General features: G+C 67.3%; 21 protein-coding genes and 1 pseudogene. 12 read left to right on the forward strand and 10 right to left on the reverse strand.

Features of this window, described 5'->3' with window-relative positions; genetic code table 11:
- Positions 1–53 precede the first annotated feature (53 nt).
- The gene (locus ACTJJK_RS02275) at positions 54–1,301 is read left to right on the forward strand and encodes a cation:proton antiporter (protein ID WP_440729358.1); all 1,248 of its coding nucleotides are present in this window, start codon (positions 54–56) and stop codon (positions 1,299–1,301) included.
- A gap of 42 nt (positions 1,302–1,343) precedes the next feature.
- On the opposite strand, the gene ispH is transcribed toward ACTJJK_RS02275, so the two are convergent.
- The 5 genes and pseudogenes from ispH to murJ all read right to left on the reverse strand — a co-directional run bounded on the left by ispH (position 1,344) and on the right by murJ (position 8,893).
- Positions 1,344–2,294 (reverse strand): 4-hydroxy-3-methylbut-2-enyl diphosphate reductase, encoded by a 951-nt coding sequence (gene ispH / locus ACTJJK_RS02280; RefSeq protein WP_031371904.1) that lies wholly within the window; start codon positions 2,292–2,294, stop codon positions 1,344–1,346.
- A 259-nt stretch (positions 2,295–2,553) separates the two neighbouring features.
- The gene (gene lspA / locus ACTJJK_RS02285; RefSeq protein WP_031371905.1) at positions 2,554–3,051 is read right to left on the reverse strand and encodes a signal peptidase II; all 498 of its coding nucleotides are present in this window, start codon (positions 3,049–3,051) and stop codon (positions 2,554–2,556) included.
- Positions 3,052–3,136: 85 nt separating this feature from the next.
- Positions 3,137–5,995, reverse strand: a complete 2,859-nt coding sequence (gene ileS, locus ACTJJK_RS02290; RefSeq protein ID WP_440729417.1) for an isoleucine--tRNA ligase — start codon at positions 5,993–5,995, stop codon at positions 3,137–3,139.
- Positions 5,996–6,049: 54 nt separating this feature from the next.
- Positions 6,050–7,092, reverse strand: a pseudogene (locus ACTJJK_RS02295) (bifunctional riboflavin kinase/FAD synthetase); the annotation flags it as partial.
- Between the two features lie 166 nt (positions 7,093–7,258).
- Positions 7,259–8,893 carry a murein biosynthesis integral membrane protein MurJ gene (gene murJ, locus ACTJJK_RS02300; protein ID WP_440729359.1) on the reverse strand — a complete coding sequence of 545 codons (1,635 nt, stop codon included), beginning with the start codon at positions 8,891–8,893 and terminating at the stop codon, positions 7,259–7,261.
- A gap of 127 nt (positions 8,894–9,020) precedes the next feature.
- Here murJ and rpsT point away from each other — a divergent pair, with 127 nt between their 5' ends.
- Complete coding sequence (gene rpsT, locus ACTJJK_RS02305) at positions 9,021–9,290, forward strand: 30S ribosomal protein S20 (RefSeq protein ID WP_031371909.1); 270 nt, start codon at positions 9,021–9,023, stop codon at positions 9,288–9,290.
- Positions 9,291–9,366: 76 nt separating this feature from the next.
- The gene (locus ACTJJK_RS02310) at positions 9,367–9,552 is read left to right on the forward strand and encodes a hypothetical protein (RefSeq protein WP_440729360.1); all 186 of its coding nucleotides are present in this window, start codon (positions 9,367–9,369) and stop codon (positions 9,550–9,552) included.
- A gap of 24 nt (positions 9,553–9,576) precedes the next feature.
- Here ACTJJK_RS02310 and obgE read toward each other — a convergent pair whose 3' ends face one another.
- From obgE to rplU, 3 genes are all read right to left on the reverse strand, one after another.
- Positions 9,577–10,644: an Obg family GTPase CgtA gene (gene obgE / locus ACTJJK_RS02315; RefSeq protein ID WP_031371910.1), complete on the reverse strand. Its 1,068-nt coding sequence runs from the start codon at positions 10,642–10,644 to the stop codon at positions 9,577–9,579.
- A gap of 178 nt (positions 10,645–10,822) precedes the next feature.
- Entirely contained in the window at positions 10,823–11,083 is a 261-nt protein-coding gene (gene rpmA / locus ACTJJK_RS02320; protein WP_031371911.1) for a 50S ribosomal protein L27, read from the reverse strand.
- 12 nt (positions 11,084–11,095) lie between these two features.
- Entirely contained in the window at positions 11,096–11,416 is a 321-nt protein-coding gene (rplU, locus tag ACTJJK_RS02325; RefSeq protein ID WP_031371912.1) for a 50S ribosomal protein L21, read from the reverse strand.
- A 360-nt stretch (positions 11,417–11,776) separates the two neighbouring features.
- On the opposite strand from rplU, the gene ACTJJK_RS02330 reads away from it, so the two are divergent.
- The 6 genes from ACTJJK_RS02330 to ACTJJK_RS02355 all read left to right on the forward strand — a co-directional run bounded on the left by ACTJJK_RS02330 (position 11,777) and on the right by ACTJJK_RS02355 (position 21,220).
- Positions 11,777–13,243: an OmpA family protein gene (locus ACTJJK_RS02330; protein WP_440729361.1), complete on the forward strand. Its 1,467-nt coding sequence runs from the start codon at positions 11,777–11,779 to the stop codon at positions 13,241–13,243.
- 13 nt (positions 13,244–13,256) lie between these two features.
- Positions 13,257–13,769 (forward strand): hypothetical protein, encoded by a 513-nt coding sequence (locus tag ACTJJK_RS02335; protein ID WP_440729362.1) that lies wholly within the window; start codon positions 13,257–13,259, stop codon positions 13,767–13,769.
- 437 nt (positions 13,770–14,206) lie between these two features.
- Complete coding sequence (locus ACTJJK_RS02340) at positions 14,207–16,282, forward strand: S8 family serine peptidase (RefSeq protein ID WP_440729363.1); 2,076 nt, start codon at positions 14,207–14,209, stop codon at positions 16,280–16,282.
- Positions 16,283–16,560: 278 nt separating this feature from the next.
- Positions 16,561–17,457: an OmpA family protein gene (locus ACTJJK_RS02345; RefSeq protein WP_440729364.1), complete on the forward strand. Its 897-nt coding sequence runs from the start codon at positions 16,561–16,563 to the stop codon at positions 17,455–17,457.
- Between the two features lie 278 nt (positions 17,458–17,735).
- The gene (gene uvrA / locus ACTJJK_RS02350) at positions 17,736–20,657 is read left to right on the forward strand and encodes an excinuclease ABC subunit UvrA (RefSeq protein WP_440729365.1); all 2,922 of its coding nucleotides are present in this window, start codon (positions 17,736–17,738) and stop codon (positions 20,655–20,657) included.
- A gap of 152 nt (positions 20,658–20,809) precedes the next feature.
- Positions 20,810–21,220, forward strand: coding sequence for an acyl-CoA thioesterase (locus ACTJJK_RS02355; protein ID WP_031371916.1), 411 nt, complete (start codon positions 20,810–20,812; stop codon positions 21,218–21,220).
- Positions 21,221–21,398: 178 nt separating this feature from the next.
- On the opposite strand, the gene ACTJJK_RS02360 is transcribed toward ACTJJK_RS02355, so the two are convergent.
- Positions 21,399–21,848, reverse strand: coding sequence for a copper chaperone PCu(A)C (locus ACTJJK_RS02360; protein WP_031371917.1), 450 nt, complete (start codon positions 21,846–21,848; stop codon positions 21,399–21,401).
- Between the two features lie 79 nt (positions 21,849–21,927).
- Here ACTJJK_RS02360 and ACTJJK_RS02365 point away from each other — a divergent pair, with 79 nt between their 5' ends.
- Positions 21,928–23,511: a DUF4139 domain-containing protein gene (locus ACTJJK_RS02365; protein WP_440729366.1), complete on the forward strand. Its 1,584-nt coding sequence runs from the start codon at positions 21,928–21,930 to the stop codon at positions 23,509–23,511.
- On the forward strand, positions 23,508–24,266 hold the full coding sequence (locus tag ACTJJK_RS02370; protein ID WP_223619365.1) for an enoyl-CoA hydratase/isomerase family protein: 759 nt from the start codon (positions 23,508–23,510) through the stop codon (positions 24,264–24,266). The genes ACTJJK_RS02365 and ACTJJK_RS02370 overlap by 4 nt, the downstream gene beginning before the upstream one ends.
- A gap of 93 nt (positions 24,267–24,359) precedes the next feature.
- Here the strand turns inward: ACTJJK_RS02370 and ACTJJK_RS02375 are convergent, their stop codons facing one another.
- Positions 24,360–25,739 (reverse strand): substrate-binding domain-containing protein, encoded by a 1,380-nt coding sequence (locus tag ACTJJK_RS02375; protein WP_440729367.1) that lies wholly within the window; start codon positions 25,737–25,739, stop codon positions 24,360–24,362.
- Between the two features lie 47 nt (positions 25,740–25,786).
- Between ACTJJK_RS02375 and ACTJJK_RS02380 the strand changes: the two genes are divergently transcribed.
- Positions 25,787–26,077: a hypothetical protein gene (locus ACTJJK_RS02380; RefSeq protein WP_440729368.1), complete on the forward strand. Its 291-nt coding sequence runs from the start codon at positions 25,787–25,789 to the stop codon at positions 26,075–26,077.
- Positions 26,078–26,409 lie beyond the last annotated feature (332 nt).

The raw sequence follows: 26,409 nt of genomic DNA on the forward strand, positions 1-26,409 counted from the left end.
CCCAGCAACGACGCTGGCACAGCACATTCCGCGGCGCCGTTATCATCCGCGCCATGCAACCCATCCTCGCCGCGCTCGTCGATTCGTCGATCTTCATCCTGTTGTCCTGGGGCATCTGGCGCCTGTTGGGCCGCTCGATACCGCTGGCGGTAGTGCCGATCGCGATCGGCCTCGGGCTGGCGGCGATGGGCGGCCTGCCGGCGCAGGTCGGCGTGCCCTCGGCCGTCGGCGACCGGTTCGGCTGGGTCGGGGTGCTGGCGCTGGCCTTCACCGCCGGCCTGGAGACCCGCCACGGCGGAGATCCGGCCGCGCCCTCGCCGGCGGCTGCGCGTGCGCTCGGCTCGTCCCTGCCCCGTTTCGTGCTCAGTGCCGCGCTGGCGCTGGCGCTGCCGTTCCTGGTCGGCACGGTCGCCGCCCATGCTTATTTCACCGGCCTGCCCGGCTGGGCTGCGCCACGGGGCCAGGACTGGCTCGGCGCGGTCGCGATCGGGCTTTGCGTCGCGGTCAGCGCCTTGCCGGTCCTGATCGGCATCGTGCGCGAACTCAAGGCCGAGCACCGCGCCTTGACCCAGGTAGCGGTCGGCATCGCGGTCGTCGACGACGCGGTGCTGTGGGTCGGCCTGGCGGCGCTGCTGTTGATCGCCGACGGCGGCGCCGGCTTCGCCGGCTGGTCGGGGCTGGATGCGCTCGCGGTCGTGGTGCCGCTGGTTCTCGCCGCGGCCGCCGCGGTGGCCGAACGCAAGGCCTGGGTGCCGCCGAAAATCGCGATCTGGCTGGCCATGCCGCTGTACCTCGGCGCCTGCTCATGGGCCAGTTCGCAACTGGGGCTGCACGCGCTGCTAGGCGCCTACTTCGGCGGCGCGATCATGGCGCCGAGCTGGATCCGGCGCTTGCCGGTCGAACGGATCGGCCAGTTCGCCCTGGTCGGCCTGGCGCCGCTGTTCTTCGGCCACAGCGGCCTGCGCATCGACGGCGACGCGCTCGGTTGGAGTTCGCTGCAGGCCACGGTGGCCCTGTTGGCCCTGTCGGTCGCGGCGAAGCTGGCCGCCTTGCTGATCTGCCCGCCGTCGGCACGGTTCTCGCGCCGGGATGCGCTGGCGATCGGCGCGCTGCTGCAATGCAAGGGGCTGATGGAGATCGTCGCGGCGACCGTGCTGCGCGACAAGGAACTGTTGTCGGAACCGGCCTACGCCGCGCTGGTCATGCTGGCGGTGCTGTCGACCGTGCTGACCGGCCCGCTGTTCCGTTCGATCGTGGGGCGTCGCAGCGCCGCCCCGGATGCCGATCGCGAATACGTCTGAGCGAGCGGCCGAAGCAACCGCTCGAGCGACCGGGCCGAGCCCTCAACCGACCAATTGCAGGCGCAGTTCCTTGGGCAGGGCGAAGACCATGTTCTCGGGCTCGCCGTCGAGTTCGTTGACGCGCTCGGCGCCGAGTTCGCGCAGGCGTTCGATCACGCCGCGCACCAGCACCTCGGGCGCCGAAGCGCCGGCGGTGATGCCGATGTGCTTGCGGCCGCGCACCCAGTTCGGGTCGATCTCGATCGCGCCGTCGATCAGGTGGGCCTCGACGCCCTCGCGCTCGGACAGCTCGCGCAGGCGATTGGAATTGGAGCTGTTCGGCGAACCGACCACCAGCACCAGGTCGCAACGCGCGGCCAGCGCGCGCACGGCGTCCTGACGGTTCTGGGTGGCGTAGCAGATGTCGTCGTGGCGCGGACCCTGGATCGCCGGGTACTTCGCGCGCATGGCCTCGATCACCGCGCGGGTGTCGTCGACCGACAAGGTGGTCTGGGTGGTGTAGGCCAGGTTTTCGGGTTGGTCGACTTCGAGCGCGGCGACGTCGTCGATGTCCTCGACCAGATAGATCCGACCGGAACCGGCTTCGCGCCGCCACTGGCCCATCGTGCCTTCGACTTCCGGATGGCCTTCGTGGCCGATCAGGATCACGTCGCGGCCGGCGCGGCAGTGGCGCGAGACTTCGAGGTGGACCTTGGTCACCAGCGGGCAGGTCGCATCGAAGACCTTCAGGCCGCGACGATCGGCTTCCTCGCGCACGGCCTTGGACACGCCGTGGGCGCTGAAGATCACCGTCGCGCCGTCGGGCACTTCGTCGAGTTCTTCGACGAAGACCGCGCCGCGGTGTTTGAGGTCGTCGACGACGAAGCGGTTGTGTACGACTTCGTGACGCACGTAGATCGGCGCGCCGAGCGTCTCGATGGCGCGCTTGACGATCTCGATCGCGCGGTCGACGCCGGCGCAGAAGCCACGGGGGTTGGCGAGGATGACGTCCATGGGGGCATTGTACTCCTGGCTGAGGAGCTGAGGAGTGAGCTAGGAGGAGTGAGGAGTGAGCAAAAAGCGCTCCCGCTCACCTCTCGTTCCCGGATTCGCTGAACGAGCCGCAGGGACCGCGATCCCGATGGCGCCGGCAACGATGGTCGAGTCCGCGATGTTGAACGAGGGCCAGTGACAGTCGCGCCAGAACGACGGGATGAACTGAGAGGAAGAAATCAAGAGCCAAGGCTTCAACTCACTCCTCACTCCTCTCCGCTCACTTCTCGCTCTCGGGCTTGCTGAACAAGCCATAGACCGCGATCCCGATCGCGCCGGCGACGATGGCCGAGTCGGCGATGTTGAACGAGGGCCAGTGATAGTCGCGCCAGTACCACTGGATGAAGTCGACGACGTGGCCGTGCAGCATGCGGTCGATCACATTGCCGATCGCCCCGCCGATCACCAGGGCGTACGGCAGCGCGGTCTTCCAGTCGCCGCGCGCGGCGCGCGACAGCCAGTAGGCGAGCAGGCCGCTGATGCCGACGGCGAGAATCGCGAAGAAATACTTCTGCCAGCCGCCGGCGTCGCTGAGGAAGCTGAAGGCCGCGCCGGTGTTGTAGCTGCGGTACCAGTTCCAGAAACCGTCGATGACCGGCACCGCGGTGTACTCGGGCAAGGAACTCAGCACCCAGGCCTTGCTGAGCTGGTCGAGCACGATCACGACCATCGAGACGATCAGCCAGGGCAATGCGTTCTTGCGGGGGGTATCGGTCATAAGCCTTCGGTTCTACGGATCGGTGCGAAACCGGTGGATTGAAGCGGCCGCGCGCGATGCCTCGCCGCGCGCGGCCGTGTTGCGGTCAGAACCAGTGCCGATCCTCGCCCTCGCCCGCCACGTTGTCGACGCAGCGGCCACAGAGCTCGGGATGCTCGGCGACGGCGCCGACATCGGCGCGGTAATGCCAGCAGCGCACGCACTTGCTCTTGGCGGTCGGTACGGCGAGCACCGCGATGTCCTTGATGCCGTCGTCGGCGACCACTTCGACATCGCCGCTGATGAACAGGAAGCGCAGCTCCTCGGCCAGCGGCGCCAGCCAGTTCTGGTCGGACACGCCGCAGCGCAGCGAGATCTCGGCCTCGAGCGCGGCGCCGATCTGGCCGGCGGCACGCATCGGCTCCAGGGTCTTGGCGACGCTGTCGCGCAGCGCGAGCAAGCGCTCGAACTCTTCGTTCGACAAGGCGGCGTCGGCCGGCAACAGGGCCAGGCCGTCGTACCAGGTGGTGAACAGGACGTTGTCTTCGCGCGCGCCGCGTTCGGTCTGCGCCGGCAGATGACGCCACATCTCGTCGGCGGTGAACGCCAGGATCGGCGCGATCCAGCGCACGAAGGCTTCGGAGATGCGGTACATCGCGCTCTGCGCCGAACGGCGGCCGCGCGAATCCTCCTGCATCGTGTACAGGCGGTCCTTGGTCACGTCGAGGTACAGCGAGCCCAGGTCGACGCTGCAGAAGTTCGACAGCAGTTGCACGATCTCGGCGAAGTCGTAACGGTCGTAGGCCGAGGCGATGCGGTCCTGCAGTTCGGCGGCGCGATGCACGATCCAGCGGTCCAGCGCGACCATGTCGGCCAACCCGACCAGATGCTGACCGGGGTCGAAGCCGGCCAGGTTGCCGAGCAGGAAGCGCGCGGTGTTGCGGATGCGCCGGTAGACGTCGCCGTTCTGCTTGAGGATGGCGTCGGACACCGTCATCTCATTGCGGAAATCGGTCGAGGCCACCCACAGGCGCAGCACGTCGGCGCCCATCGCGTCGGTGACTTTCTCCGGCGCGAGCGCGTTCTGCATCGACTTCGACATCTTCTTGCCTTCGGCGTCGACGGTGAAACCGTGCGTCAACACCTGCCGGTACGGCGCCGCCGCGTCCATCGCCACGCCGCTGAGCAGCGCGCTGTGGAACCAGCCGCGGTGCTGGTCGGAACCTTCCAGATACAGATCGGCCGGCTTGCGCAGCCCGTCTTGCGGACGCTGTGCCAGCACGCATTCGTGGCTGGTGCCGGAGTCGAACCAGACGTCGAGAATGTCGTTGACCTTCTCGTAGCCCTCGGCCTCGTCGCCGAGCAGTTCTTCGGCGGTCATCGAATACCAGGCGTCGACGCCTTCGCGCTCGACCCGGTCGGCGACCTGATGCATCACCTCGACCGTACGCGGATGCGGCTCGCCGGTTTCGCGGCTGAAGAACAGCGCGATCGGCACGCCCCAATAACGCTGGCGCGAGATGGTCCAGTCCGGACGCGCCTCGATCATGTTGTAGATGCGCGCCTCGCCCCAGCCCGGCACCCAGGACACGCCGCCGATCGCGGCCAACGCATCGCGGCGCAGGCCGGCCTGCTCCATCGAGATGAACCACTGCGGCGTGGCGCGGAACACCACCGGCGTCTTGTGACGCCAGCAATGCGGATAGCTGTGCTTGAGACGGCCGGTCGCGAGCAAGGCGCCGCGCTCGCGCAACACCTCCAGCAGGAGCGCGTCGATCTTGAAGATGTGCTGCCCGGCCAGTTCGTGCGCGCCCGCCGGCGGCGTCGACGGCAGGTAACGGCCGCGCGCATCGACCGGATTGATCTGCGCGGCGCTGTAGCGCTCGATCAGGCCGTACTTCAGCGAAACCACGTAGTCCTCCTGGCCGTGGCCGGGCGCGGTGTGCACCGCACCGGTACCGGCCTCGACGGTGACGTGGTCGCCGAGCAACACCGGGATTTCGCGGTCGTTATAGAACGGGTGCTGCAAGCGCAGGCCCTCGAAGGCCTCGCCCTTGTGCGAGGACCAGTCGCGGCTTTCCACGCTATGCCCTTGCTTGAGCGCATCGGCGGCGGTGATCGCGGCGAGCACGCCGCCGATCAGTTCGCTGGCGACCAGCAGGTATTCCGGGCGCTGGCCCGGCTCCTTGAACAGCGATTCTTCGCTGGGCTCGATCCGCACCAGCGAATACTCGACCTGCGGCCCCATCGACACCGCCAGGCTGGCCGGCAGCGTCCACGGCGTGGTCGTCCAGATCGGCACCGACAACGGCGCGCCGTCGTCCTCGATGCCGAAGGTGTCGAACACCTTCTTGCGCTCGATCACCGGATAACGCACGTAGATCTGGGTCGATTCCTTGTCTTGGTATTCGATCTCCGCCTCGGCCAGGGCCGAGCCGCAGTCGAAGCACCAATGCACCGGCTTGGAGCCGCGCACCAGATGACCGCGCTCGACGATCTTGGCGAGCGAACGGATGATGTCCGCCTCGTAGCGGAAATCCATGGTGCGGTAAGGGTTGTCCCAATCGCCGATCACGCCCAGGCGCTTGAAGCCGCGGCGTTGCAGATCGATCTGGGTGGCGGCGTACTCGCGGCACTTGGCGCGGAATTCGGCGGCGTCGAGCTTGTCGCCGACCTTGCCGAATTCCTTCTCGACCTTGTGCTCGATCGGCAGGCCGTGGCAATCCCAGCCCGGCACGTAGGGCGCGTCGAAGCCGGACAGCAGCTTGGACTTCACCACCACGTCCTTGAGCACCTTGTTGACCGCGTGACCGATGTGGATCTCGCCGTTCGCATAGGGCGGGCCGTCGTGCAGCACGAAGCTACGCTCGCGGTGCTTCACCTTCTCGCGAATTCGCCCGTACAAGCCTTCGCTTTCCCAGCGCGCCAGGGTTTCCGGTTCGCGCTTGGGCAGGTCGCCGCGCATCGGGAAATCGGTCGCCGGCAGCAACAAGGTGCTCTTGTAGGGATTGGCGGGAGCGGATTGGCTCGGGTCTTTGGCGGTCACAGCAGCTCTCATGCAGGTGTTTGGGTCGCTGCCGCAAGCGGAGCCGGCAACGGCGCGGCGGCGCGTTGCGAGTCCAGTCGCAGCAGACCGCGCGCCTGTTCGGCATCGCGGTGCATTTGCTCGGTCAGCGCCGGCAAGTCGGGGAATTTCAATTCGGGACGCAGGTGGGCGACGAATTCGACCTCGATGCGTCGACCGTACAGGTCGCCGTCGAAGTCGAACAGATGCGCTTCGAGCAAGGGCTCGACCCCGGCGACGGTCGGCCGCGTGCCCAGGCTGGACACCGATGGCCAGGGACGCTCGCCGATGCCGTGAACCCAGGTCGCATAGATCCCCGACAAAGCCGGGGTCTTGCCGCCGAAGCGCAGGTTGGCGGTCGGAAAGCCGAGCGTGCGGCCGAGTTGCTGGCCGCGCACGACGTGGCCGCCGATCGCATAGCGGCGCCCGAGCCAGCGCGCGGCGGCGGCGAAATCGCCGGCCAACAGCGCCTCGCGGATGCGCGTGCTGGACACGCGCTCGCCGTCCAGCAATACCGGTTCGATCTCGTGCGCGCTGAAGCCCTGGCCCTCGGCCCTGCCCTCTTCGCCCATGCGCCGCAGCAGGGCGATGTCGCCGCCGCGGGCCTTGCCGAAACGGAACTCCGGGCCGACCCAGACCTCGCGTGCGGACAGGCGCTGGACCAGCACGCGGCGCACGAACTCCTCGGCGCCCAAGGCGCTGAGACGACCGTTGAAACGCAGCAGGCCGACCTGGTCGGCCTCCAGCGCCAGCAAGCCTTCGGCTTTGGCGCGCGGCAACAACAGACGCGGCGGCGGCGCGGCCGGAGCGAAGAACTCGCGTGGCAGCGGCTCGAAACTCAACGCGACCGCCTCTACGCCCAGGGCGCGCGCACGCGAAACCGTGTGGCGCACCAACGCCCGATGCCCGAGGTGCAGGCCATCGAAGGCGCCGATGCAGACCACACTGCCGTGCGGGCACCGCGGCCCGCCCTCGACGTCACGAAACAGCCTGCTCATTAGTGTCCGGCGTGGGGACCCGGACGAACCGGGACATTGCGTGAAGGATGAATCAGGAAGTATAGCCGCCGCCCGCCGCTCTCAACGGTGCCGCTGAACACGGCCGCCAATCTCAACGGGGCCGCGGCGGCGGGCGATTCGCGATGCCGGCCCTGGCGAAGCGCGTTCAATGGCCGCGCAGATCGCGCATGCGGATGCCCTGCAGCCACAGCGCGGCGCCGTAGAACGCCCCGCCCGCACCGACCACGACCGCGAGCTTCCAGGCGCGCTCCCACCACGGCCAACCGGTCCAGCCGGTCCAGAACCACAACAGCCCCAGCACCACGACCGTCATGGCCACGCTGGCCACCGCGATCTGGCGCAGGAAGCGGCCCCAGCCCGGCTGGCGCGCATAGACCTTCGAACGGCGCAGGTACCATGCCAGTTGCAGGGCGTTGACCCAGCCGGCGATGGCGATCGCCAGGGCCAGGCAGGCATGCGCGCCGGGCACTTCGCCGAGCGCCCGGCGCAGGTCGCCGCCGCTGCTCAGCAGGGCGGCGCGGCCGGCTTCGGTCAGGTACAGCACCGCCAGCAACAGGCCCGCGGTCGAGACCAGGTTGACGATCACCGACACCACCGCCGACTTGACCGGGGTCTTGGTGTCCTGGCGCGAGTAGAACGCCGGCGCCAGCACCTTCACCAGCAGGAAGGCCGGCACCGCGATCGACTGCGCCATCAGGCTCAGGCGGATCATCGCGGTGTCGTGGGCGGTCAGGCGACCGTACTGGAACAGCGACGCGACCAGGGGCTCGGCGCACAGCACCAGCCCGAGGCAGGCCGGCACGCCGATCAGCAGGCACAGGCGGAAGCCCCAATCCAGACCCTTCGAGAAGCCCTGCGGGTCGGTCGCGGCATGACGCTTGGACAAATGCGGCAGGATCACCGTGCCGATGGCGACGCCGAACATGCCCAGCGGGAATTCGAGCAGGCGGTCGGTCAGGTACAGCCAGGTCACGCTGCCGGCGATCAGGAACGAGGCCATCGCGGTGTTCAGCAACAGGTTGACCTGGGCCACCGACGAGCCGAACAGGGTCGGCACCATCAGCCGCATGATCTTGCGCACGCCCTCGTGCGCCCCGCCCCAGCGCGGCCGCGGCAGCAGCCCCAGCTTGGCCAGCGCCGGCAACTGGAAGCCCAGCTGCAGCACGCCGGCGAGCAGGACGCCCCAGGCCAGGGCCAGCACCGGGTTCAGGCCCATCGGGCTGAACACCCGTTCGGCGCAGACCGCCGCGGCGATCATCGACAGGTTCAGCAACACCGGCGACAAGGCCGGGATGGCGAACTTCTCGTAGCTGTTCAGCACCCCGCCGACCAACGAGGCCAGGGAGATGAACAAGGCGTACGGGAAGGTGATCTGCAGCATCTGGGTCGCCATCCGGTACTGCTCGCTGCCGGGCTCGAAACCCGGGGCGAACAGCGCCATGACCCAGGGCGCGGCGAAGATCACCACCGCGGTCAGGACCAGCAGGAAGGCGCTGAGGGTGCCGCTGACCCGGTCGATCAGCTCCTTGACCGCGGCCTGGTCGTGTTTTTGCTTGTACTCGGCCAGGACCGGCACGAAGGCCATCGAAAACGAGCCCTCGGCCGACAGCCGGCGCATGAAATTGGGGATCCGGAAGGCCACGAAGAACGCGTCCATGGCCGGGCTGGCCCCGAACACCACCGCATAGACCTGGTCCCGGATCAGGCCGGAAACCCGCGAAATGAAGGTCATCGCGCTGAAAATGGCCGAAGAACGCAGCAAGCCGCTACCCTTGCTCATCGCCCCGCCCTCTTCCAGTTGACGCAACCCACTGAATCGCCCATACTTTTGGGTCTGATTTTCCGTAACTGCATTTCACCGCCCAGTTTCATTAACGCTTTTCACCAAATATTCCAGGAATCCACTCGTGGCAAACATCAAGTCCGCCAAGAAGCGCGCCAAGCAGACTGTCGTGCGTAACGCCCGTAACGCCAGCCAGCGTTCGATGCTGCGTACCGCCGTCAAGAAGGTGCTGAAGGCCCTCGGCGAGAACGACGCCGCCAGTGCCAAGTCCGCGTTCGACGTCGCTCAGCCGATCCTCGACCGTTTCAGTGCCCGTGGCCTGATTCACAAGAACAAAGCTGCCCGTCACAAGAGCCGCCTGTCGGCCCGCATCAAGGCACTGGCAGCCGCCTGATACGTCGCTCGCGACGTGACGCAAAAGCCCGGCTTCGGCCGGGCTTTTTCGTTTTGCGGCCGATGCCGCGACGGACATGTCGGCGGAGTTCTTCGCGCTGTGCACCGCACGCATCATCGGCGCCATCGGTGAAGCGAATTTGAAGTCGAGCAGGCTCACGGCAACGCCCGCGCTCGAACGCGCCGGACTCAGCACCTGTGCAACAGCGAACGCGTCGCCCACGGCAAGGCCGCGACGCATCGCGCGCCGCAGCCTGGATTGATTCGGGTTCCGGCGAGCCTGCGGCTCAGGGAACATGGTCGCCGGCAGCGCTCGCGGCTTCGAGGGCATCGGCGCGCTGACGGTCGAAGAACGCCATCACGTCGCGCATGATCGGCCAGGTGCCTTCGCGGCCGATGGCCGAGACCAGATACCAACGGTCCTTCCAGCCCAGCTCGTCGATGACCGCCTGCGCCGCCGCCTGCTGCTCTTCTTCAAGCAACAGGTCGGCCTTGTTGAGCACCAGCCAACGCGGCTTCTCGAGCAATTCGGGATCGTGCTTGCGCAACTCGTTCTCGATCGCGCGCACCTGCTCGGCCGGAGTCACGCCCTCGACACCGCCCTCCATCGGCGCGACATCGACCAGGTGCAGCAACAGGCGCGTGCGCTGCAGATGACGCAGGAACTGCGCACCCAGGCCGGCGCCGTCGGCCGCACCTTCGATCAGGCCCGGGATGTCGGCGATCACGAAGCTGCGGTGCGCTTCGACGCTGACCACGCCGAGATTCGGATACAGCGTGGTGAACGGATAGTCCGCGACCTTCGGCGTCGCCGCCGACACCGCGCGGATCAGGGTGCTCTTGCCGGCATTCGGGAAGCCGAGCAGGCCGACGTCGGCCAGCAGCTTCAGCTCCAGCTTGAGCTCGCGTTCCTCACCCGGCAGACCCGGCAGGGCCTTGCGCGGCGTGCGGTTGATCGAGCTCTTGAAATGCATGTTGCCCAGGCCGCCCTTGCCGCCGTGCGCCACCAGCAGACGATCGCCGTGCGCGACCAGGTCGCCGATGATCTCGTCGGTTTCGACATTGGTGACCACGGTGCCGACCGGCACCACAATGACCAGATCGTCGCCGCCCTTGCCGTAGGCCTGCCGCCCCATGCCGTTCTCGCCGCGCTGGGCGCGGAACTGCTTCTGGTGACGGAAATCGACCAGCGTATTGACGTTCTCGTTCGCCACCAGCCACACGCTGCCGCCGGCGCCGCCGTCGCCGCCGTCCGGCCCGCCGAGCGGAATGAACTTCTCGCGACGGAAGCCGATGCAGCCGTTGCCGCCGTTGCCGGCGATGACTTTGATTTCTGCTTCGTCTACGAGTTTCATAAGAGCCGGGAATGGGGAATGGGGATTCGGAAATCGTAAAAACAACAGCAAGGATTGTAGCGGCAGTGGAAGCTCCGGGTTTTCGCCTCTGCGAATCCCGAATCCCCACTCCCAAATCCCGGCTTACAAACGAAAAACCCCGCCGAAGCGGGGCTCCTCGCAGTACGTCGCGCCAGAATTACTCGGCGGCGACGACACTGACGGTGCGGCGCTTCTTCAGGCCCTTGGTCGAAAATTCGACCTTGCCGTCGACCAGCGCGAACAGCGTGTGGTCGCGACCGAGGCCGACGCCGGCGCCCGGATGGAACTGGGTGCCGCGCTGACGCACGATGATGTTGCCGGCTTCGATGGCCTGACCGCCGTAGATCTTCACGCCCAAGTACTTCGGGTTGGAGTCGCGGCCGTTGCGGGTGGAACCTACGCCCTTTTTATGTGCCATGGCGGCTTCTCCTTACTTGTTGTCGCCACCGGCAATGCCGGTGATCTCGATTTCGGTGTAGTGCTGACGGTGGCCCATCTGCTTGCGATGGTGCTTACGACGGCGGAACTTGACGATGCGCACCTTGTCGGCGCGGCCGTGGCCGACGACCTTGGCGGTGACGCTGGCGCCCTTGAGCGCGTCGCCGAGCGTGACGCCTTCGCCGTTGCCGAGCATCAGCACGGTGTCGAACTTGATTTCGCTGCCGGCTTCGACGTCGAGCAATTCGACGCGGAGCTTTTCGCCTTGCATCACGCGGTATTGCTTACCGCCGGTGACGAGAACTGCGTACATGACCAGGATTCCTCTGTAGTTATTTTGGTCGCTGCCGCGCCCAAGCGGGCGGACAGAAGCGGAATTGTAGCGGGGCCAAGGGCTTAGGGTCAAATCGCCCCAGCTTTGGTCCGTCGCCGCCCCAGCCGCGCCGGACGGCTCCGGCCTGTCGCCCACTCGAATGTGCCTTGTAGTGTGCTTTCAATGTGCTTTCTTGACCACTTGCACCCGTTCGTGGCCGTACGGACGCCGTCCGTCCGCCGGGTCGCGTCCGTGCGCAAAAAAAGCCGGTTCGACTGTGCAAATCCTGGCGGGAACATGATAAATCGGCGGTGCGCGTCCATTTTTCGTGATGTGCATCACACAATCATGGAAAGCACTATGCGCATCGACCTGTTAGACAACCTCATCAGCGACGTCTCCGGCCGCTTCGGCCTGACTAACGACAAGGCCCGCCAATTGGTCGGCGTCCTGATCGCCCTGATCTTCGACGAGAAACGCGGCGGCTTCGCCGGCTTCGTCCGCTTGTTCGAGCAGAAGGGCCTGGGGCGTCTGATCCAGTCCTGGGTCGGCACCGGCCCGAACGAATCGATCAGCGCCGCCCAGGTCGACCACATCTTCGGCGCGCCGCTGATCGGCGCGATCGCCGGCAAGCTCGGCGCCCCGGTCTCGGCCACCGCCGGCGCCATCGGCGGCCTGCTGCCGAACCTGATCAACGAGCTGACCGAGGGCGGCAAGGAGCCGACCGGCATCCCCGAAACCCTGAAGTCCTGGGTCGCGGGCATCGCCGACTGGCTCGGCGACCTCGGCCGCTTCGGTTGGGGCGCACTGGCGGCCGGCGCCGCCGCGGTGGGCGGTGCCGTCGCCGGCGGCGCGCGTGCGGTCGGCCACGCCGCCGACGCCACCGTCGACGCCGCGGCCTACGCCGCCAAGAAAACCGGCAGCGGCCTCGGCAAGATCCTGCCCTGGCTGCTGCTCGGCGCCTTGCTGATCGCCGCCTTCCTGCTGTTCAAGGGTTGCAAGAAGGACGAGGCCGTCGTCGCCGCGTCCGGCACCGACAGCTCGGTCTCCTCGACCGCGCCGATCGCGGCGCCGGCCGCTCAGGCCAACCCGCGCTTCAGCTTCGAGAACGTCGACGGCAAGGCGAGCGTCAGCGGCCAGGTCGCCAGCGACGCCGAGAAGACCAAGCTGCTCGATGCGATCAAGGCCACCTTCGGCGCGGACAACGTCAACGGCGACATCAGCGTCGACGCTGCGACCGCTCCGGCCGGCTGGATGGACAAGCTGATCGCCCTGCTGCCGGACCTGAAGGCCCGCGGCGTCAAGCTCGGCTTCGACGGCGACAAGATCGCCATCGACACCTCGGCGCTGCCGGAAGCGGAGCGTTTCGCGCTGTCGCAGAAGCTGCGCAGCGGTTTCGGCGGCTTCGAGATCAGCGGCCTGTGGGACAAGGCGATGGCGGCGTTGTCCTCGCTCAAGGCCGGCTTCAGCGCCGACGACCTGATCAAGGCGCTGAACCTGTCGGGCATCAACTTCGACACCGGTTCGGCCACGATCACCCGCGACAGCTACGAGACGCTCGCCAAAGCGGCCGAGGCCATCAAGGCCGCTCCGGCCGGCACCCGCATCGAAGTCGGCGGCCACACCGACAACACCGGCGACGCCGCGGCGAACCTGCAGCTCTCGCTCGATCGCGCCAACGCCGTCACCGCGAAACTGGTCGAACTCGGCGTGCCGGGCGAACAACTGCTCGGCAAGGGCTATGGTCAGGACAAGCCGGTCGCCGACAACGCCAGCGAAGAAGGCAAGGCGCAGAACCGTCGCATGGAATTCACCGTGCTCAAGTAAGCGGCGAGCGATCATGGATCGGAACAAAGGGCGCCTCGGCGCCCTTTGTTTTGCGACTGCGCCTCCGGCGCCCTTTGTTTTGCCGATGCGTCTCGGCGCCGTTCTTTCCTGGCGACTGCGCCTCGGTGCGGATCGTTGTTACGGCCGATCGGCGATGCGCGATGTTGCGCGCCTGCAACATCGCAACACTCGATATCGAACGTCGCGTTCGCAGCCTGCATTCACATCGCCTCTTCGCAGCGGAGCTTCGCAGCGCGCCTTCGCCCGTTGTCGCACGCCGCTTGAAGAACCGCGCATCCGATCAAGAAAAAACACGGCATCGCGACGCAAAGAGACCGACACAGTTCACAGTTCCGAAAGAAATTTTGCTCGAAGCGAAAATGCGCGCGAGCGCGCGCCCGCATCCGTTCGACGCAAAAAAACCCTTGATTTCCCGCATGGACGGATCGCCCTCACGATCGCGCCGTGCGCGCGCATCGGCGCCGTCTGTGAGCCCAGTCGCATTCATGCGGTCATGACGGCGTAAACGACACTTGCACGCACCCACCGGCCTCAATTAGCTTCGATCCCGAGCGACAGCTTGGGGTCGCGCGACAAGGAACAGCACTTCGTAGCGCAGCCTCTGCGACGCAGACGCGCCACGATGATGCCGTCGCGTTGAATTCCAGTATCCCGTGCATGCCGTTCGCAGTCGTCCGCCATACCGGTTTCCAGCGCTGGGGCTTCGCTCCTGCGCAACAGACGCATTCTCCCACCCACTCACGCCGCCTTGCGCGCGTGCAGGCAGACGAATGCGTCTTCGTCAGCAATCCCGCAGCCCGACCCGCTCCCGGATGGACGCCGGCCGGTTGCCCAAGGAAGTACCTCGGAGGTTTTCGGCACCGCCTCCGCGGACCAAGGCCCGACGCTCGACAGGGGATGCGAAGGGGATCATGCGCAACGAAAGGATCAAGGATGTTTGTCATGAATCGTAAAGAACGTTCATTGAAATGGACCGCACTGGCTATCGCGACCGCCGTACTCGTCGCTCCGGCTGCCTACTCGGGCAGCAAGCTGCAGACGTTCTCGAAGTTGCAGGGACCGAAAGCGACGACCTCGGCCAAGGCAGTGAAGAAGGCCGCCGCCCAGACCTACGACCGCTTCATCGTCACCCGCGCGCCCGGCGCGAACGCCAAGCTCAGCGCTGCCGCGGTCAATAAGCAGTACGCCAACGCCGCCGGCAAGCTCGGCATCGGTATCGCCCCGATGCGTACCCTGGCCACCGGCGCCAGCCTGATCCGCACCGACACCAAGCTCAATACCGCTGCCATGAAGGAGCTGGCGATCGAGCTGATGAAGGACCCGAGCGTGATCGCGGTCGAACCCGATCTGCTCAAGCACAAAACGATGGTCCCGAACGACCCGGGCTACGCGCAGCAGTGGCACTACAAGAACGGCCCGGGCGGCATCAACCTCGAACCGGCCTGGGACATCACCGATGGCGACGGCATCGTGGTCGCGGTGCTCGACACCGGCATCACCCCGCACACCGATCTCGACGCCAACATCCTGCCGGGCTACGACTTCATCATCGACCAGGAAGTCAGCGTCGACGGCGACGGCCGCGACGCCAACCCGAACGATCCGGGCGACTGGCACGCCGGCGAATGCAACATCTTCGGCATCCCGGAAGACAGCAGCTGGCACGGCACCCACGTCGCCGGCACCATCGCCGCGGCCACCAACAACGCCAGCGGCGTCGCCGGCGTGGCGCACGGCGCCAAGGTCCAGCCGGTGCGCGTGCTCGGCAAGTGCGGCGGCTACACCTCCGACATCATCGATGCCGTGACCTGGGCCTCGGGCGGCACCGTCACCGGCGTGCCGGACAACGCGACCCCGGCCGAAGTCATCAACCTCAGCCTCGGCGGCAGCGGCGCCTGCAGCGTGGCCGAACAGACCGCGTTCGACGCAGCGCGCGCGCGCGGCACCACCGTCGTCATCGCTGCCGGCAACTCGGGCGGCGACGTGGCCAACTTCTCGCCCGCCAACTGCGACAACGTCATCGCCGTGTCCGCGGTGGGCCCGACCGGCACCCTGGCCAGCTACTCGAACTTCGGCCCGAAGATCGACGTCGCCGCACCTGGCGGTTCCGGCGCGCAGCCGGCGGCCGACAACATCCTGTCGACGCTGAACCTCGGCCTGCAGGGCCAGGAAGGCCCGGGCTATGCCTGGATGGCCGGCACCTCGATGGCGGCGCCGCACGTCGCCGGCGTGGTCGCGCTGATGCAGTCCGCGGCGACCACGCCGAAGACCCCGGCCGAGATCGAGAAGATCCTGGTCAACACCGCTCATGTCGGCGGCCTGCCGGGCGGCTGCAGCTGGGCCAACCCCTGCGGTTCGGGCGTCGTCGACGCGCGTCACGCGGTCGCCGTGGCCAACGGCAGCGAGCCGCTGCCGCCGGATCCGCAGGCGCCGGAACCCGAGCCGCCGATCGAGCTGGAGAACGGCATCACCGTGACCAACATCGAAGTCGCGGCCAACGGCGTGATCAAGTACCAGTTGCTGGTGCCGAACGGCGCGTCGAACCTGTTGTTCGCCATGTACGGCGGCACCGGCGATTCGGACATCTACGTCAAGTACGGCGCAGAACCGACCAACACGTCCTACGACTGCCGTCCGTTCACCGCGAGCAACAACGAGACCTGCTTCTTCCCGACCCCGAAGGGCGGCGTGTGGTACGTCAACGTCAAGGGCTATCGCGCCTCGGCGGGCATGTCGCTGTACCCGAGCTTCGTCGACGCCAATTGGCCGCGTCGGGTCGATGCCAAGGCCAGTGCGCTGCCGAACCACCGCACCTCGGTCAACCTGTCGTGGGAGAAGGGCAAGAAGAACATCGACATCTACCGCAACGGCGCGATCCTCAAGACCGTGCGCAACACCGGCGCCAACACCGATACCTTCCGCATCATCGGCAGCGGCACCATGAGCTACAAGCTGTGCAACAACCAGACGCAGGAATGCGCGGATCCGGTGGAGATCCAGTACAACTCCAGCAAGTGATCGCAGCGTAGGCAATCGCGAAGGGCCCGGATCGCTGGGCCCTTCGTTTTTTCCGGGGATGGATCGGCGCCACTCGATCGACGGTCGTCGCCGCCGTCGCAGCGTTACGGCGCAGCGAACGCCCGCGCCAGACGGCTTCGGATCGACTAAGGCACTCCATCCCCGTCCCGGTCGACGCGGCCTGCGGTCGCTCATCGTCCGGCCACATTCGGCACGCTTCGGCCATCGCGCAAGCGCTCCATACTCACGAATCCCGGTTCCAGAACAGCGGAGACTTCATGCGCCATCCTTCATCCGCCCCACGCCGCCCCGCCCTCGCTCGCAGCGGCCTGTTGTTGGCCGTGCTGATCGCCGGCGCGGCCGGCTGCGACAAGCACTCCCCTCCGGCCGACGACAGCGCGACGGCGGCAACGCCGGCGCCGGTCGCCGCGCCGGTCGTGCGTTTCGACGCCAAGCTCAGCCTGGTCAACAACAACGGCGCGATCCGCTACGACGGCACCGTCGACAGCGAAGCCACCCGCAAGGCGCTGAGCACCGCCCTGACCCAGGCCTACATGGGCCAGATCAGCGGCAGCCTCAACGTCGACAAGGCCGCCAAGCCGGCCCCGTGGCAGGACAAGCTGCCGCAATTCGCCGCGGCGCTGACCATGCCCGGCGCCGCGGTGAGCTTCCAGGGCACCACCATCGAGCTCAGCGGCCAGGCCTCCGACGCCGACCGCGTGACCCTGCTCGAGAAAGCCAAGGCCTTGTTCCCCGGCTACAACTACGCCGGCCTGTTCGAGGGCGTCGGCGGCGCGGCCGCCTCCTCGGACGCAGCCGCGCAGGCCCTGGCCGCGCTCGAACCCGGCAAGGCCGGCAGCGCCGAGATCGTCAAGGCGCTGAACCTGATGAACCTGCGCTTCGACGAGGGCAGCGCGCGCATCGCGCCGGCCAGCCTCGACATCCTCAGCCGCGCCGCCAAGGCCCTGCAGGCCGGCCCCAAGGACGCGCGCTTCGAGATCGTCGGGCCCGGCGGCGGCGCCGGCCAACCGGCCGACAACGAAGCCCTGTCGCGCCAGCGCGCCGAAGCGGTCAAGGTCCAGCTGATCGTCGCCGGCGCCAACCCGGGCGCGCTCGACACCCGCGGCGAACCCGGCTCGGCGACCACGCCGCTGCGTTTCAATCCGGTCGAATGACCCGCCGGCCGCGGCCACCCGGCCCCGGTCTTGCAAGCTGAACCTGTCAGACGGGGGCCGACGGCCCCCGTCGTCTTTGCGCACTCGGCCGGGGCGCACGCCGGTGCGCGCCGGCCGCCGTCGCGGCCGCCATCGGTGAACCCCAGGCCCCACGGGCCTCGCGCGGCTGGTCCCAAGGCTTCCGTTTTCCGGATTTGCCCCCACCTAGCCCACTCGATACGCTCTTCTGTTCGCCGTCGCGTTTCGCGCCGGCAGCCCTCCCCCCTTGCAGGCACCCGATGGCGCTGGACTACATCCGCATCCGCGGCGCGCGGACGCACAACCTCAAGAACATCGATCTCGATCTGCCGCGCGACAAGCTGATCGTGATCACCGGCTTGTCCGGTTCCGGTAAATCCTCGCTGGCCTTCGACACGATCTACGCCGAAGGCCAGCGACGCTACGTCGAATCGCTGTCGGCCTATGCCCGGCAGTTCCTGTCGGTCATGGAAAAGCCCGATGTCGACCACATCGAAGGCCTGTCGCCGGCGATCTCGATCGAGCAGAAATCGACCTCGCACAACCCGCGTTCGACCGTCGGCACGATCACCGAGGTCTACGACTACCTGCGTCTGCTGTACGCAAGAGTCGGCGCGCCGCGTTGCCCCGACCACCACTACCCGCTCGAAGCGCAGACCGTCAGCCAGATGGTCGACCAGGCGCTGGCGCTGGACCCCGAGCAGCGCTACATGCTGCTGGCACCGGTGATCCGCGAGCGCAAGGGCGAGCATGCCCAGGTGTTCGAGCAACTGCGTGCGCAGGGCTTCGTGCGCGTGCGCGTCGACGGCGAGCTGTACGAAATCGACGCGGTGCCGCCGCTGGCGCTGCGGGTCAAGCACACCATCGAAGCGGTGGTCGACCGCTTCCGCCCGCGCGATGACATCAAGCAGCGCCTGGCCGAATCCTTCGAGACCGCGCTCAAGCTCGGCGACGGCATGGCCCAGGTGTATTCGCTGGACAAGGCCGATGCCGCGCCGCTGCTGTTCTCCTCGAAGTACAGCTGCCCGGTTTGCGATTACTCGCTGCCCGAGCTGGAACCGCGTTTGTTCTCGTTCAACTCGCCGGTCGGCGCCTGCCCGACCTGCGACGGCCTCGGCGTCGCCGAGTTCTTCGATCCGGCGCGCGTGGTCGTGCATCCGGAGCTGTCGCTGTCGGCCGGCGCGGTGCGCGGCTGGGACCGCCGCAACGCCTATTACTTCCAGTTGATCCAGTCGCTGGCCAAGCACTACAAATTCAACGTCGATGCGCCCTGGCAGTCGCTGTCGGCGACGGTGCAGAAGGCGGTGCTGTACGGCAGCGGCGATGAGCTGATCAGCTTCACCTACCTTACCGAGAACGGCGGCCGCAGCCAGCGCAAGCATCGCTTCGAAGGCATCGTGCCGAACCTGGAGCGCCGTTACCGCGAAACCGAGTCGGCCGCGGTGCGCGAGGAACTGGCCAAGTACATCAGCCAGCGCCCCTGCCCCGACTGCGGCGGCGCGCGCCTCAACCGCGCCGCGCGCAACGTGTTCGTCGCCGAACGCCCCTTGCCGGAACTGGTGGTGTTGCCGGTCGACGAAGCCTTGCAGTTCTTCAAGACCCTGGAGCTGCCGGGCTGGCGCGGCGAGATCGCGGTCAAGATCGTCAAAGAGATCGTCGATCGCCTGCGCTTCCTGGTCGACGTCGGCCTGGATTACCTGACCCTCGAACGCAAGGCCGATTCGCTGTCGGGCGGCGAGGCCCAGCGCATCCGTCTGGCCAGCCAGATCGGCGCCGGCCTGGTCGGGGTGATGTACGTGCTCGACGAACCCTCGATCGGCCTGCACCAACGCGACAACGAACGCCTGCTCAGCACCCTGACCCGGCTGCGCGATCTCGGCAACACGGTGATCGTGGTCGAACACGACGAAGACGCGATCCGCCTGGCCGACTACATCGTCGACATCGGCCCCGGCGCCGGCGTGCACGGCGGCGAAGTCGTGGCCCAGGGGCAGTTCGCCGACGTGCTGAAGGCGCCGCGTTCGCTGACCGGCCAGTACCTCAGCGGCAAGCGCAAGATCGAGATCCCCAAGAACCGCCACAAGCCGAATCCGAAGGCGATGCTGCATCTGCGCGGTGCCACCGGCAACAACCTCAAGGATGTCGACCTCGACATCCCCTCGGGCCTGTTGACCTGCGTCACCGGCGTATCCGGCTCGGGCAAGTCGACCCTGATCAACGACACCTTGTACGTGCTCGCCGCCAACGAACTCAACGGCGCCTCGCAGACGCCGGCGCCGTATCGTTCGATCGAGAACATGGAGTTGTTCGACAAGGTCGTCGACATCGACCAGTCGCCGATCGGCCGCACCCCGCGTTCGAACCCGGCCACCTACACCGGCCTGTTCACGCCGTTGCGCGAGCTGTTCGCGCAGGTGCCGGAAGCGCGCGCTCGCGGTTACTCGCCGGGCCGTTTCAGCTTCAACGTGCGCGGCGGACGCTGCGAGGCCTGCCAGGGCGACGGCCTGATCAAGGTCGAGATGCACTTCCTGCCCGACGTCTACGTGCCTTGCGACGTCTGTCACGGCAAGCGCTACAACCGCGAGACTTTGGAAGTCCTGTACAAGGGCTACAACATCAACGACGTGCTGTCGATGACGGTCGAAGCGGCGCTGAACCTGTTCGAAGCGGTGCCGACCATCGCGCGCAAACTGGAAACGCTGATGGACGTCGGCTTGAGCTACATCAAGCTCGGCCAGAGCGCGACCACCTTGTCGGGCGGCGAAGCGCAGCGCGTCAAGCTGTCGAAGGAATTATCGCGGCGCGACACCGGCCGCACCCTGTACATCCTCGACGAGCCGACCACTGGCCTGCACTTCCACGACATCGAGCATCTGCTGGTGGTCCTGCACCGCCTGCGCGACGACGGCAACACCGTGGTGGTGATCGAACACAACCTCGACGTGATCAAGACCGCGGACTGGGTCATCGACCTGGGCCCGGAAGGCGGCCATCGCGGCGGCACCATCCTCGCCACCGGCACGCCGGAGCAGATCGCCGCGCTGCCGCATTCGCATACCGGCCACTTCCTTGCCCCCCTGCTCGGCACGCCGAAGGCGGACGCGGCGAAGAAGAAGCCGGCGGCGAAAAAGCCCGTCACCACTGCGACCGCATCGCGCGCCAAGAAGAAATCCGCCGCATGACCGATACCCAGCAGCCGCCCGCGGGCGGCAAGAAAGCGGCGCCGCGCAAGCGTGCGCCGCGCAGCCGCAAGGCCGCCGCGGCTCCGGCCGCGGACCTCGCGACCGTTTCGAGCAATACCGCCGAGGCTGCCGCAGCGCAGGTCGCGGTGACCGTGCCGGCAACGCCGCCGGCGCTGATCCGGGTGCCCCTGTCGGTGCGCTGGCGCGACCTGGACGCCTTCAACCACGTCAACAACTCGAAGTTCCTCAGCTACCTCGAGGAAGCGCGCCTGCGTTGGATGGTGACCCTGCCCGGCCACGGCATGGACGAACACGTCGCCCCGGTGGTCGCGGCGGCGCATCTCAACTATCGCCGCCCGATCGAATGGCCGAACGAGCTCGACATCGAACTGTTCGTCGAGCGCCTCGGCAACACCAGCCTCAGCATCGGCCACCGCATCGTCGGCGCGACCGATACCTCGGCGGTGTATTGCGACGGCAACGTCGTGCTGGTGTGGATCCACCGCGAAACCGGCCAACCGGCCGCGCTGCCGGAGCCGGTGCGCGCGGCCTGCACGGCTTGACGATTATCTGATCGTCGTTCGAAGCGACGCCATTACGTCGTCGCATTCGGATCCTGCATGGGCCGTTGCTTCAGGGTAGGAGCGGCGCAAGCCGCGACATCGTCCTGGCGGCGCCGACGCAAGCGCGGTTTCGCGCTCGCGGCTTACGCCGCTCCTGCAGGGGAAAGACCGGAAGAACTCAGGGCGCGGCCTTACGCACCTCGAACTCGCCGAACAGCGAACCGCCGTCCTTGAGCGCGAACTCGACCGCGACGCGACTGCCTTCCTTGAGCGGCTTGTGCGGCTGCATCAACATCAAATGCAGGCCGCCCGGCTTGAGCTGGGCCGAACCGTCCGGGGCGATGCGCAGTTCGGGCACCGCGCGCATCTTGCTGACGCCGTCGACGATACGGGTCTCGTGCAGGGACACATCGGCGAACGCCGCGCTCTTGGCGGAGACGATGGTCACCGGCACCGAGCAGCGATTCTCGATGCGGCCGAAGCCGGCCATCATCGGCATCTGCATCGGCGGCATCCGCACCCAACCGTCGCGGACCTGCGCCGCGCAGGCCTTGCCCGCGGGTGCCTTGGCTTGTTGCACGGCGCGGCCTTGCGCGCCGGCCTGAAATACCGACGCCGCGGCCAGCATGGCGGCGAGCGTCAACCCCGTTCGGATGCCAGATACGTTCATCGGCCTATGATACCTCCCGCCTGTGGAGGAGTTGACCATGAAGGAGTTGACGATGAAGCATCCGCTCAGCCTGCTCGCCCTGGCCTGTTCATTGGCCGCCTGTTCCGGCGCACCGACCGGCGACGCCGACAAACCTTCGGCCGGCCCCGCCGCAGGGTCCGAGGCTCCTGCCGAAGCCCCCGCCAGCGATGCGCCCGGCGGCGAAAGCCGGCTCACCGTCTACAGCGGCGACTACGAGGCGCTGGCCAACGCGCGCGCACCCAATGTCGGCATGCCCGGTTACGCCCTGGTCGAACGCCCTCTGCGCTACGCGCTAAAGAGCGGCCGCAATGCGCTGTCCAGCAAGTCCCTGCCCCCGTCGATGGACACCGAGGCCGCGGTACTGCAGCCGCGCAGCAACGGCATCGCGATCGTCGGACAACGCTACATCGCCCCGGTCTCGGGTGCGCAGAACGTGGTCGGCGTGGCGATCGGCCGCAAGGTCACGGTCGAACACACCGCCGGCGGCGCCAAGCAGACCGACAGCGGCCTGCTGTTGTCGGCCGGCGACGGCCTGACCCTCGCGCTCGACGACGGCCGCATCAAGGTGATCCGCAGCTACGACAGCTTCAGTCTGGTCGACAACGACAACCTGCTGCCGCGCGAATCGGCCTTGCAGTGGACGGTCAACGCCGACAAGGCCGGCGACGCCGACTTCGTGCTGTCGTATCCGATGGGCGGCATGGCCTGGCGCGCCGAGTACCTCGCCACCTTGACCCCGGGCCAGGGCTGCAAGCTCGCGCTCGACGGCGCCGCGCTGGTCGCCAATCGTTCCGGCTCGGGCTTCAACCAGACCCGATTGAGTCTGGTCGCCGGCGAGCCCAATCGCACCCGTCGCGAGGAAATCGGCGTCATGGGCGGCCACGCCGAACGCTTCGCGGCCGCGCCGATCGCCCAGGCCGCCGATGCGGCGATGCCGGTCGAGCGCGCCGCCGGCGAGTACCACGCCTACGATCTGCCGCAGCCGGTCACCCTCGGCAGCGGCAGCACCGAACGCATCGCCCTGTTCCCGCGCAACGGCGCGGTCGCCTGCGAACGCATCTACGCGATCGAGGCCGGCGACAACGACTGGCGCCCGCCGACGCCGTTGATCGATCCGAACTTCCAGGGCCAGACCGGCGACGTGCCGGTGATGTCCAAGGTCGAGTTCAAGAACGACAAGGCCTCCGGCCTCGGCCTGCCGCTGCCGGCCGGACGCGTGCGCGCCTTCGACGGCAAGGATTTCCTCGGCGAATCGCAACTCGCGCACACGCCGCAGGGCGCCGAGATCCGCCTGCAACTCGGCAAGGTCTTCGACCTCAGCAGCACCCGCGAAGCGAGCGGTTTCCAGCTCGACCGTACCGGACGCACCATCACCGAATCGTTCGCGGTGACGATCAAGAACGCAAAGAAGCACGAGGCCACGGTTCGGGTGATCGAACCCTTGCCGCGCTGGACCGATTGGGAGATCGTGTCGTCCAGCCTGCCGTCGAAGAAGAAGGACGCGCGCCACGCCCAGTTCGAAGTGGCCGTGCCCGCCGGCGGCGAAACCAAGCTGACCTACACCGTGCGCTATCGCTGGCCCCAGGACGTCAAACCATGAGCTTCGTAGAAACCCAGACCCACGGCGACATCGTCGAAATCCGCCTGGCGCGCGCGCCGGTCAACGCCCTCAACCCGCAGTTGTGCAACGAAACGCGCGAAGCCATCGAACAGGCCGTGCACCACGGCGCCCACGGCATCGTCCTCAGCGGCGGGCCGAAGGTGTTCTCGGCCGGCCTCGACGTGCCGTATCTGCTCTCGCTCGGCGACCAGCGCGATCACCTGCTGCTGGCGTGGCAGGCCTTCTTCGGCCTCGCCCGCACCCTCGCCGCGGCGCCGCTGCCGGTGGTCGCGGCCTTGGGCGGCCATGCGCCGGCCGGCGGTTGCGTGCTCGCCCTGTGCTGCGACTACCGCATCATGGCCTCGGGCCCGTACCGCATCGGCCTCAACGAAACCCAGGTGGGCCTGGTCGCACCCGAAGGCATCCAGCGTCTGATGCGGCGCGTGGTCGGCGCTTATCGCGCCGAACGCCTGCTGGTCGGCGGCGAGATGGTTGATGCCGACACCGCCCTGCAGATCGGCCTGGTCGATGAATTGGTCGAGATCGAAAACGTCGCCCAGCGTGGCCGGGTTTGGCTGGAGCAACTGCTGAGCCTGCCGCGCAGCGCGATGCTGCACACCCGCCAGCTCGCCCGCGCCGACCTGGTCGAAGCCCTGCGTCCGGAGCACATCGAGCTCGACCGTTTCGTCGATGCCTGGTATTCGCCGGACACGCAGAGCGCACTGAAGGCGCTGGTGGCGAAGCTGGGCAAGTAAAACGAGTAGAGAGTAAGTAGTAGTGAGGAACGAGCAGGAGCCAAAGCCGGCTTCGCTCTTACTCACTACTCGCCCCTAGTAACTCACTGCTGCTCAGAGCAGCCACACCTCGACCCGCTCGTTGCGATAGCGCGAACCGGCATCGCGGGCGATCGGGTTGCGCGCACCGCCCGGCTGCGCAGCCGCCAGCGGCAGGGCCGTGCCCATGCCGCGCGCCTGCTCGACCCGCAGGCCGCGCGACATCAACTCCTGGGCGACCAGGTCGGCGCGGTCGTTGCTCATCATCATCGCCGCCATCGTCGAACCGGCACTGGCGTCGGCGAATCCGACCACCAACAATCGCCGGCCGCGATTCGGCGGCAGCGCCATGAAGCTGCGCAGGCGATCCAGATCGCGCACCGCACGGCTGTCGAACACGTTCGCGGCGACGCCGCTTTCGCCGGGCCCACCGAAGTTGAAGCGCAGGCTCAACGGCAGACGTACCGCGCGGCCGACCAGTTCGCGATACTCCGCCGGGCCGGCCGACACCGGCCGCTCGCGTCCCGGCACCAGGGTCACCGCGAGATGGCCGCTGCGCGCGACCGCGCGCTGACCGGCGCGGGTCATCGCATACAAGGCGAAGCTGCGGCTCAACGCGCCCATCATCTGGCCGCCGTAGAGATACAAGCGCCGGCTCAAGGGATAGTCCTCGCTCAGCACCTCGGTGCGGGTCGGCGCGACCGCGCGCCCGCCGTCGGCGATCGCCACCGGCTTGGTGTCGGCGCCGTAGTGCTCGCCGATCGGGATCAGGCCGATCGCCAAGGGATCGGCCGCGACCGCCGCGATCAATTCGCGTGCGTTGCGATGGCGCTGCGCTTCGCCGAACGCCGTGCCGAGCATGACCCGGTCGTTCATCAGGTCGCGCACTGCACCGGCGCCGGGATCGAGATGCAGCCGTACCTCGCCCTGGCCGCCGCCGAATTCGCGCCAGTCGCGCGACTGGCCGGCGAACAAGCGGCGCAACTGGGCGAAGTCGAGGCGCACGACCGGATTGCGGCGATTGACCACGACCGCGACGCCGTCGAGCGCGACCACGAACTCCTGGTCCTGCGAACCGAGGTCGCCGAGCTGCCAACCGGCATCGAGTTCGGCTGCGTTCGGCCGTCGCGCCATCATCGCGATCTGCGCCTGCCCTTCGACCAGATCGGTGAAGCCCTGCGCCGAATCGCTGCCGGCGATCTCGACGATCAGCGGCTGGCCGTCGCGACTGGCGTGGATTTCGGTCAAAGCCGGGCGCGGCCGGCGGGTGCGAATGCTGGAGTAGCCGATGTCGCGCAGCCAGGCCTCGGCCAGGCTCGGCACCAGCACATGACCGAGCGTTTGAGAACCGTGGATACGGACGCGTTCGGCGTCCTGGGCACGGGCGGGAAACGCAATCGCGGACAACGATGCGAACAAGAACAACACGAGCGGCAACACAACGGCACGCGACATGGCGCGCACTCCCCCTGTACGAACTGCGCGCAGGATGGGTGCGGCCTGTGACGCTGCGATTACGCGACGGCAAGCACAGTAATGACGAAGTGGAATGCCCTTATTTCGTCAAGCTGCAACAAGCGTGCGGCAAGCAGCCGCGAGTCGCAGAAGCGGGGCAATATCCGCGATGCGCGCAGGCGCTTGCGGATCGCGACGCAACCGGTAGCTACGCAGTCGCGGCTTGTGCCGCAGGAAATCCAGTCGGGCGCCGCCCCCTAAAGCCGCTGCGCGCTGTTGTCGTTGTCATTGTCGTTGTTGTGAAGATTTTGCTGTTGTTGTTGCTGTGCGACGTGTAGCACTAGCGAAGGCAATCGAAGACCCGGAGGGCGGCGCGCAAGGATGCGCGCCGTTTTTCATCGGGACATGGATGTCCCGTATGAAAAATCCCTGCGTTGGCAGCGAACGTGCGGGCTTGTGATTCAAAGAAAAGCATTTTTCTTTGGTTACCTTTCTTTTGTTGCTTATGACAAAAGAAAGTAACCCGCCGCTTTAGTGGCGGAAGCTCTTGGCGTTTGACCTTGCTTCTCGAGATGCCACAGCAAGAGCAGAGCTTCCGTCCGCTAACGCGGCCGGGTTACTTTCTTTTGCTAAGCCCAAAAGTCCGTCTGGATTCCCTTCGGTCAAAGCT

The sequence above is a fragment of the Lysobacter sp. 22409 genome, assembly GCF_052045105.1.
GTDB lineage: Bacteria > Pseudomonadota > Gammaproteobacteria > Xanthomonadales > Xanthomonadaceae > Lysobacter > Lysobacter antibioticus_B.

Coding starts and splice junctions, on each gene's coding strand:
- ACTJJK_RS02275 (WP_440729358.1), top strand. CDS start 54: ATGCAACCCATCCTCGCCGCGCTCGTCGATTCGTCGATCTTCATCCTG.
- ispH (WP_031371904.1), bottom strand. CDS start 2,294: ATGGACGTCATCCTCGCCAACCCCCGTGGCTTCTGCGCCGGCGTCGAC.
- lspA (WP_031371905.1), bottom strand. CDS start 3,051: ATGACCGATACCCCCCGCAAGAACGCATTGCCCTGGCTGATCGTCTCG.
- ileS (WP_440729417.1), bottom strand. CDS start 5,995: ATGCGCGGCGACCTGCCCAAGCGCGAACCGGAAACCCTGGCGCGCTGG.
- murJ (WP_440729359.1), bottom strand. CDS start 8,893: ATGAGCAAGGGTAGCGGCTTGCTGCGTTCTTCGGCCATTTTCAGCGCG.
- ACTJJK_RS02310 (WP_440729360.1), top strand. CDS start 9,367: ATGTCGGCGGAGTTCTTCGCGCTGTGCACCGCACGCATCATCGGCGCC.
- obgE (WP_031371910.1), bottom strand. CDS start 10,644: ATGAAACTCGTAGACGAAGCAGAAATCAAAGTCATCGCCGGCAACGGC.
- rpmA (WP_031371911.1), bottom strand. CDS start 11,083: ATGGCACATAAAAAGGGCGTAGGTTCCACCCGCAACGGCCGCGACTCC.
- rplU (WP_031371912.1), bottom strand. CDS start 11,416: ATGTACGCAGTTCTCGTCACCGGCGGTAAGCAATACCGCGTGATGCAA.
- ACTJJK_RS02330 (WP_440729361.1), top strand. CDS start 11,777: ATGCGCATCGACCTGTTAGACAACCTCATCAGCGACGTCTCCGGCCGC.
- ACTJJK_RS02335 (WP_440729362.1), top strand. CDS start 13,257: ATGGATCGGAACAAAGGGCGCCTCGGCGCCCTTTGTTTTGCGACTGCG.
- ACTJJK_RS02340 (WP_440729363.1), top strand. CDS start 14,207: ATGAATCGTAAAGAACGTTCATTGAAATGGACCGCACTGGCTATCGCG.
- ACTJJK_RS02345 (WP_440729364.1), top strand. CDS start 16,561: ATGCGCCATCCTTCATCCGCCCCACGCCGCCCCGCCCTCGCTCGCAGC.
- uvrA (WP_440729365.1), top strand. CDS start 17,736: ATGGCGCTGGACTACATCCGCATCCGCGGCGCGCGGACGCACAACCTC.
- ACTJJK_RS02360 (WP_031371917.1), bottom strand. CDS start 21,848: ATGCTGGCCGCGGCGTCGGTATTTCAGGCCGGCGCGCAAGGCCGCGCC.
- ACTJJK_RS02365 (WP_440729366.1), top strand. CDS start 21,928: ATGAAGGAGTTGACGATGAAGCATCCGCTCAGCCTGCTCGCCCTGGCC.
- ACTJJK_RS02370 (WP_223619365.1), top strand. CDS start 23,508: ATGAGCTTCGTAGAAACCCAGACCCACGGCGACATCGTCGAAATCCGC.
- ACTJJK_RS02375 (WP_440729367.1), bottom strand. CDS start 25,739: ATGTCGCGTGCCGTTGTGTTGCCGCTCGTGTTGTTCTTGTTCGCATCG.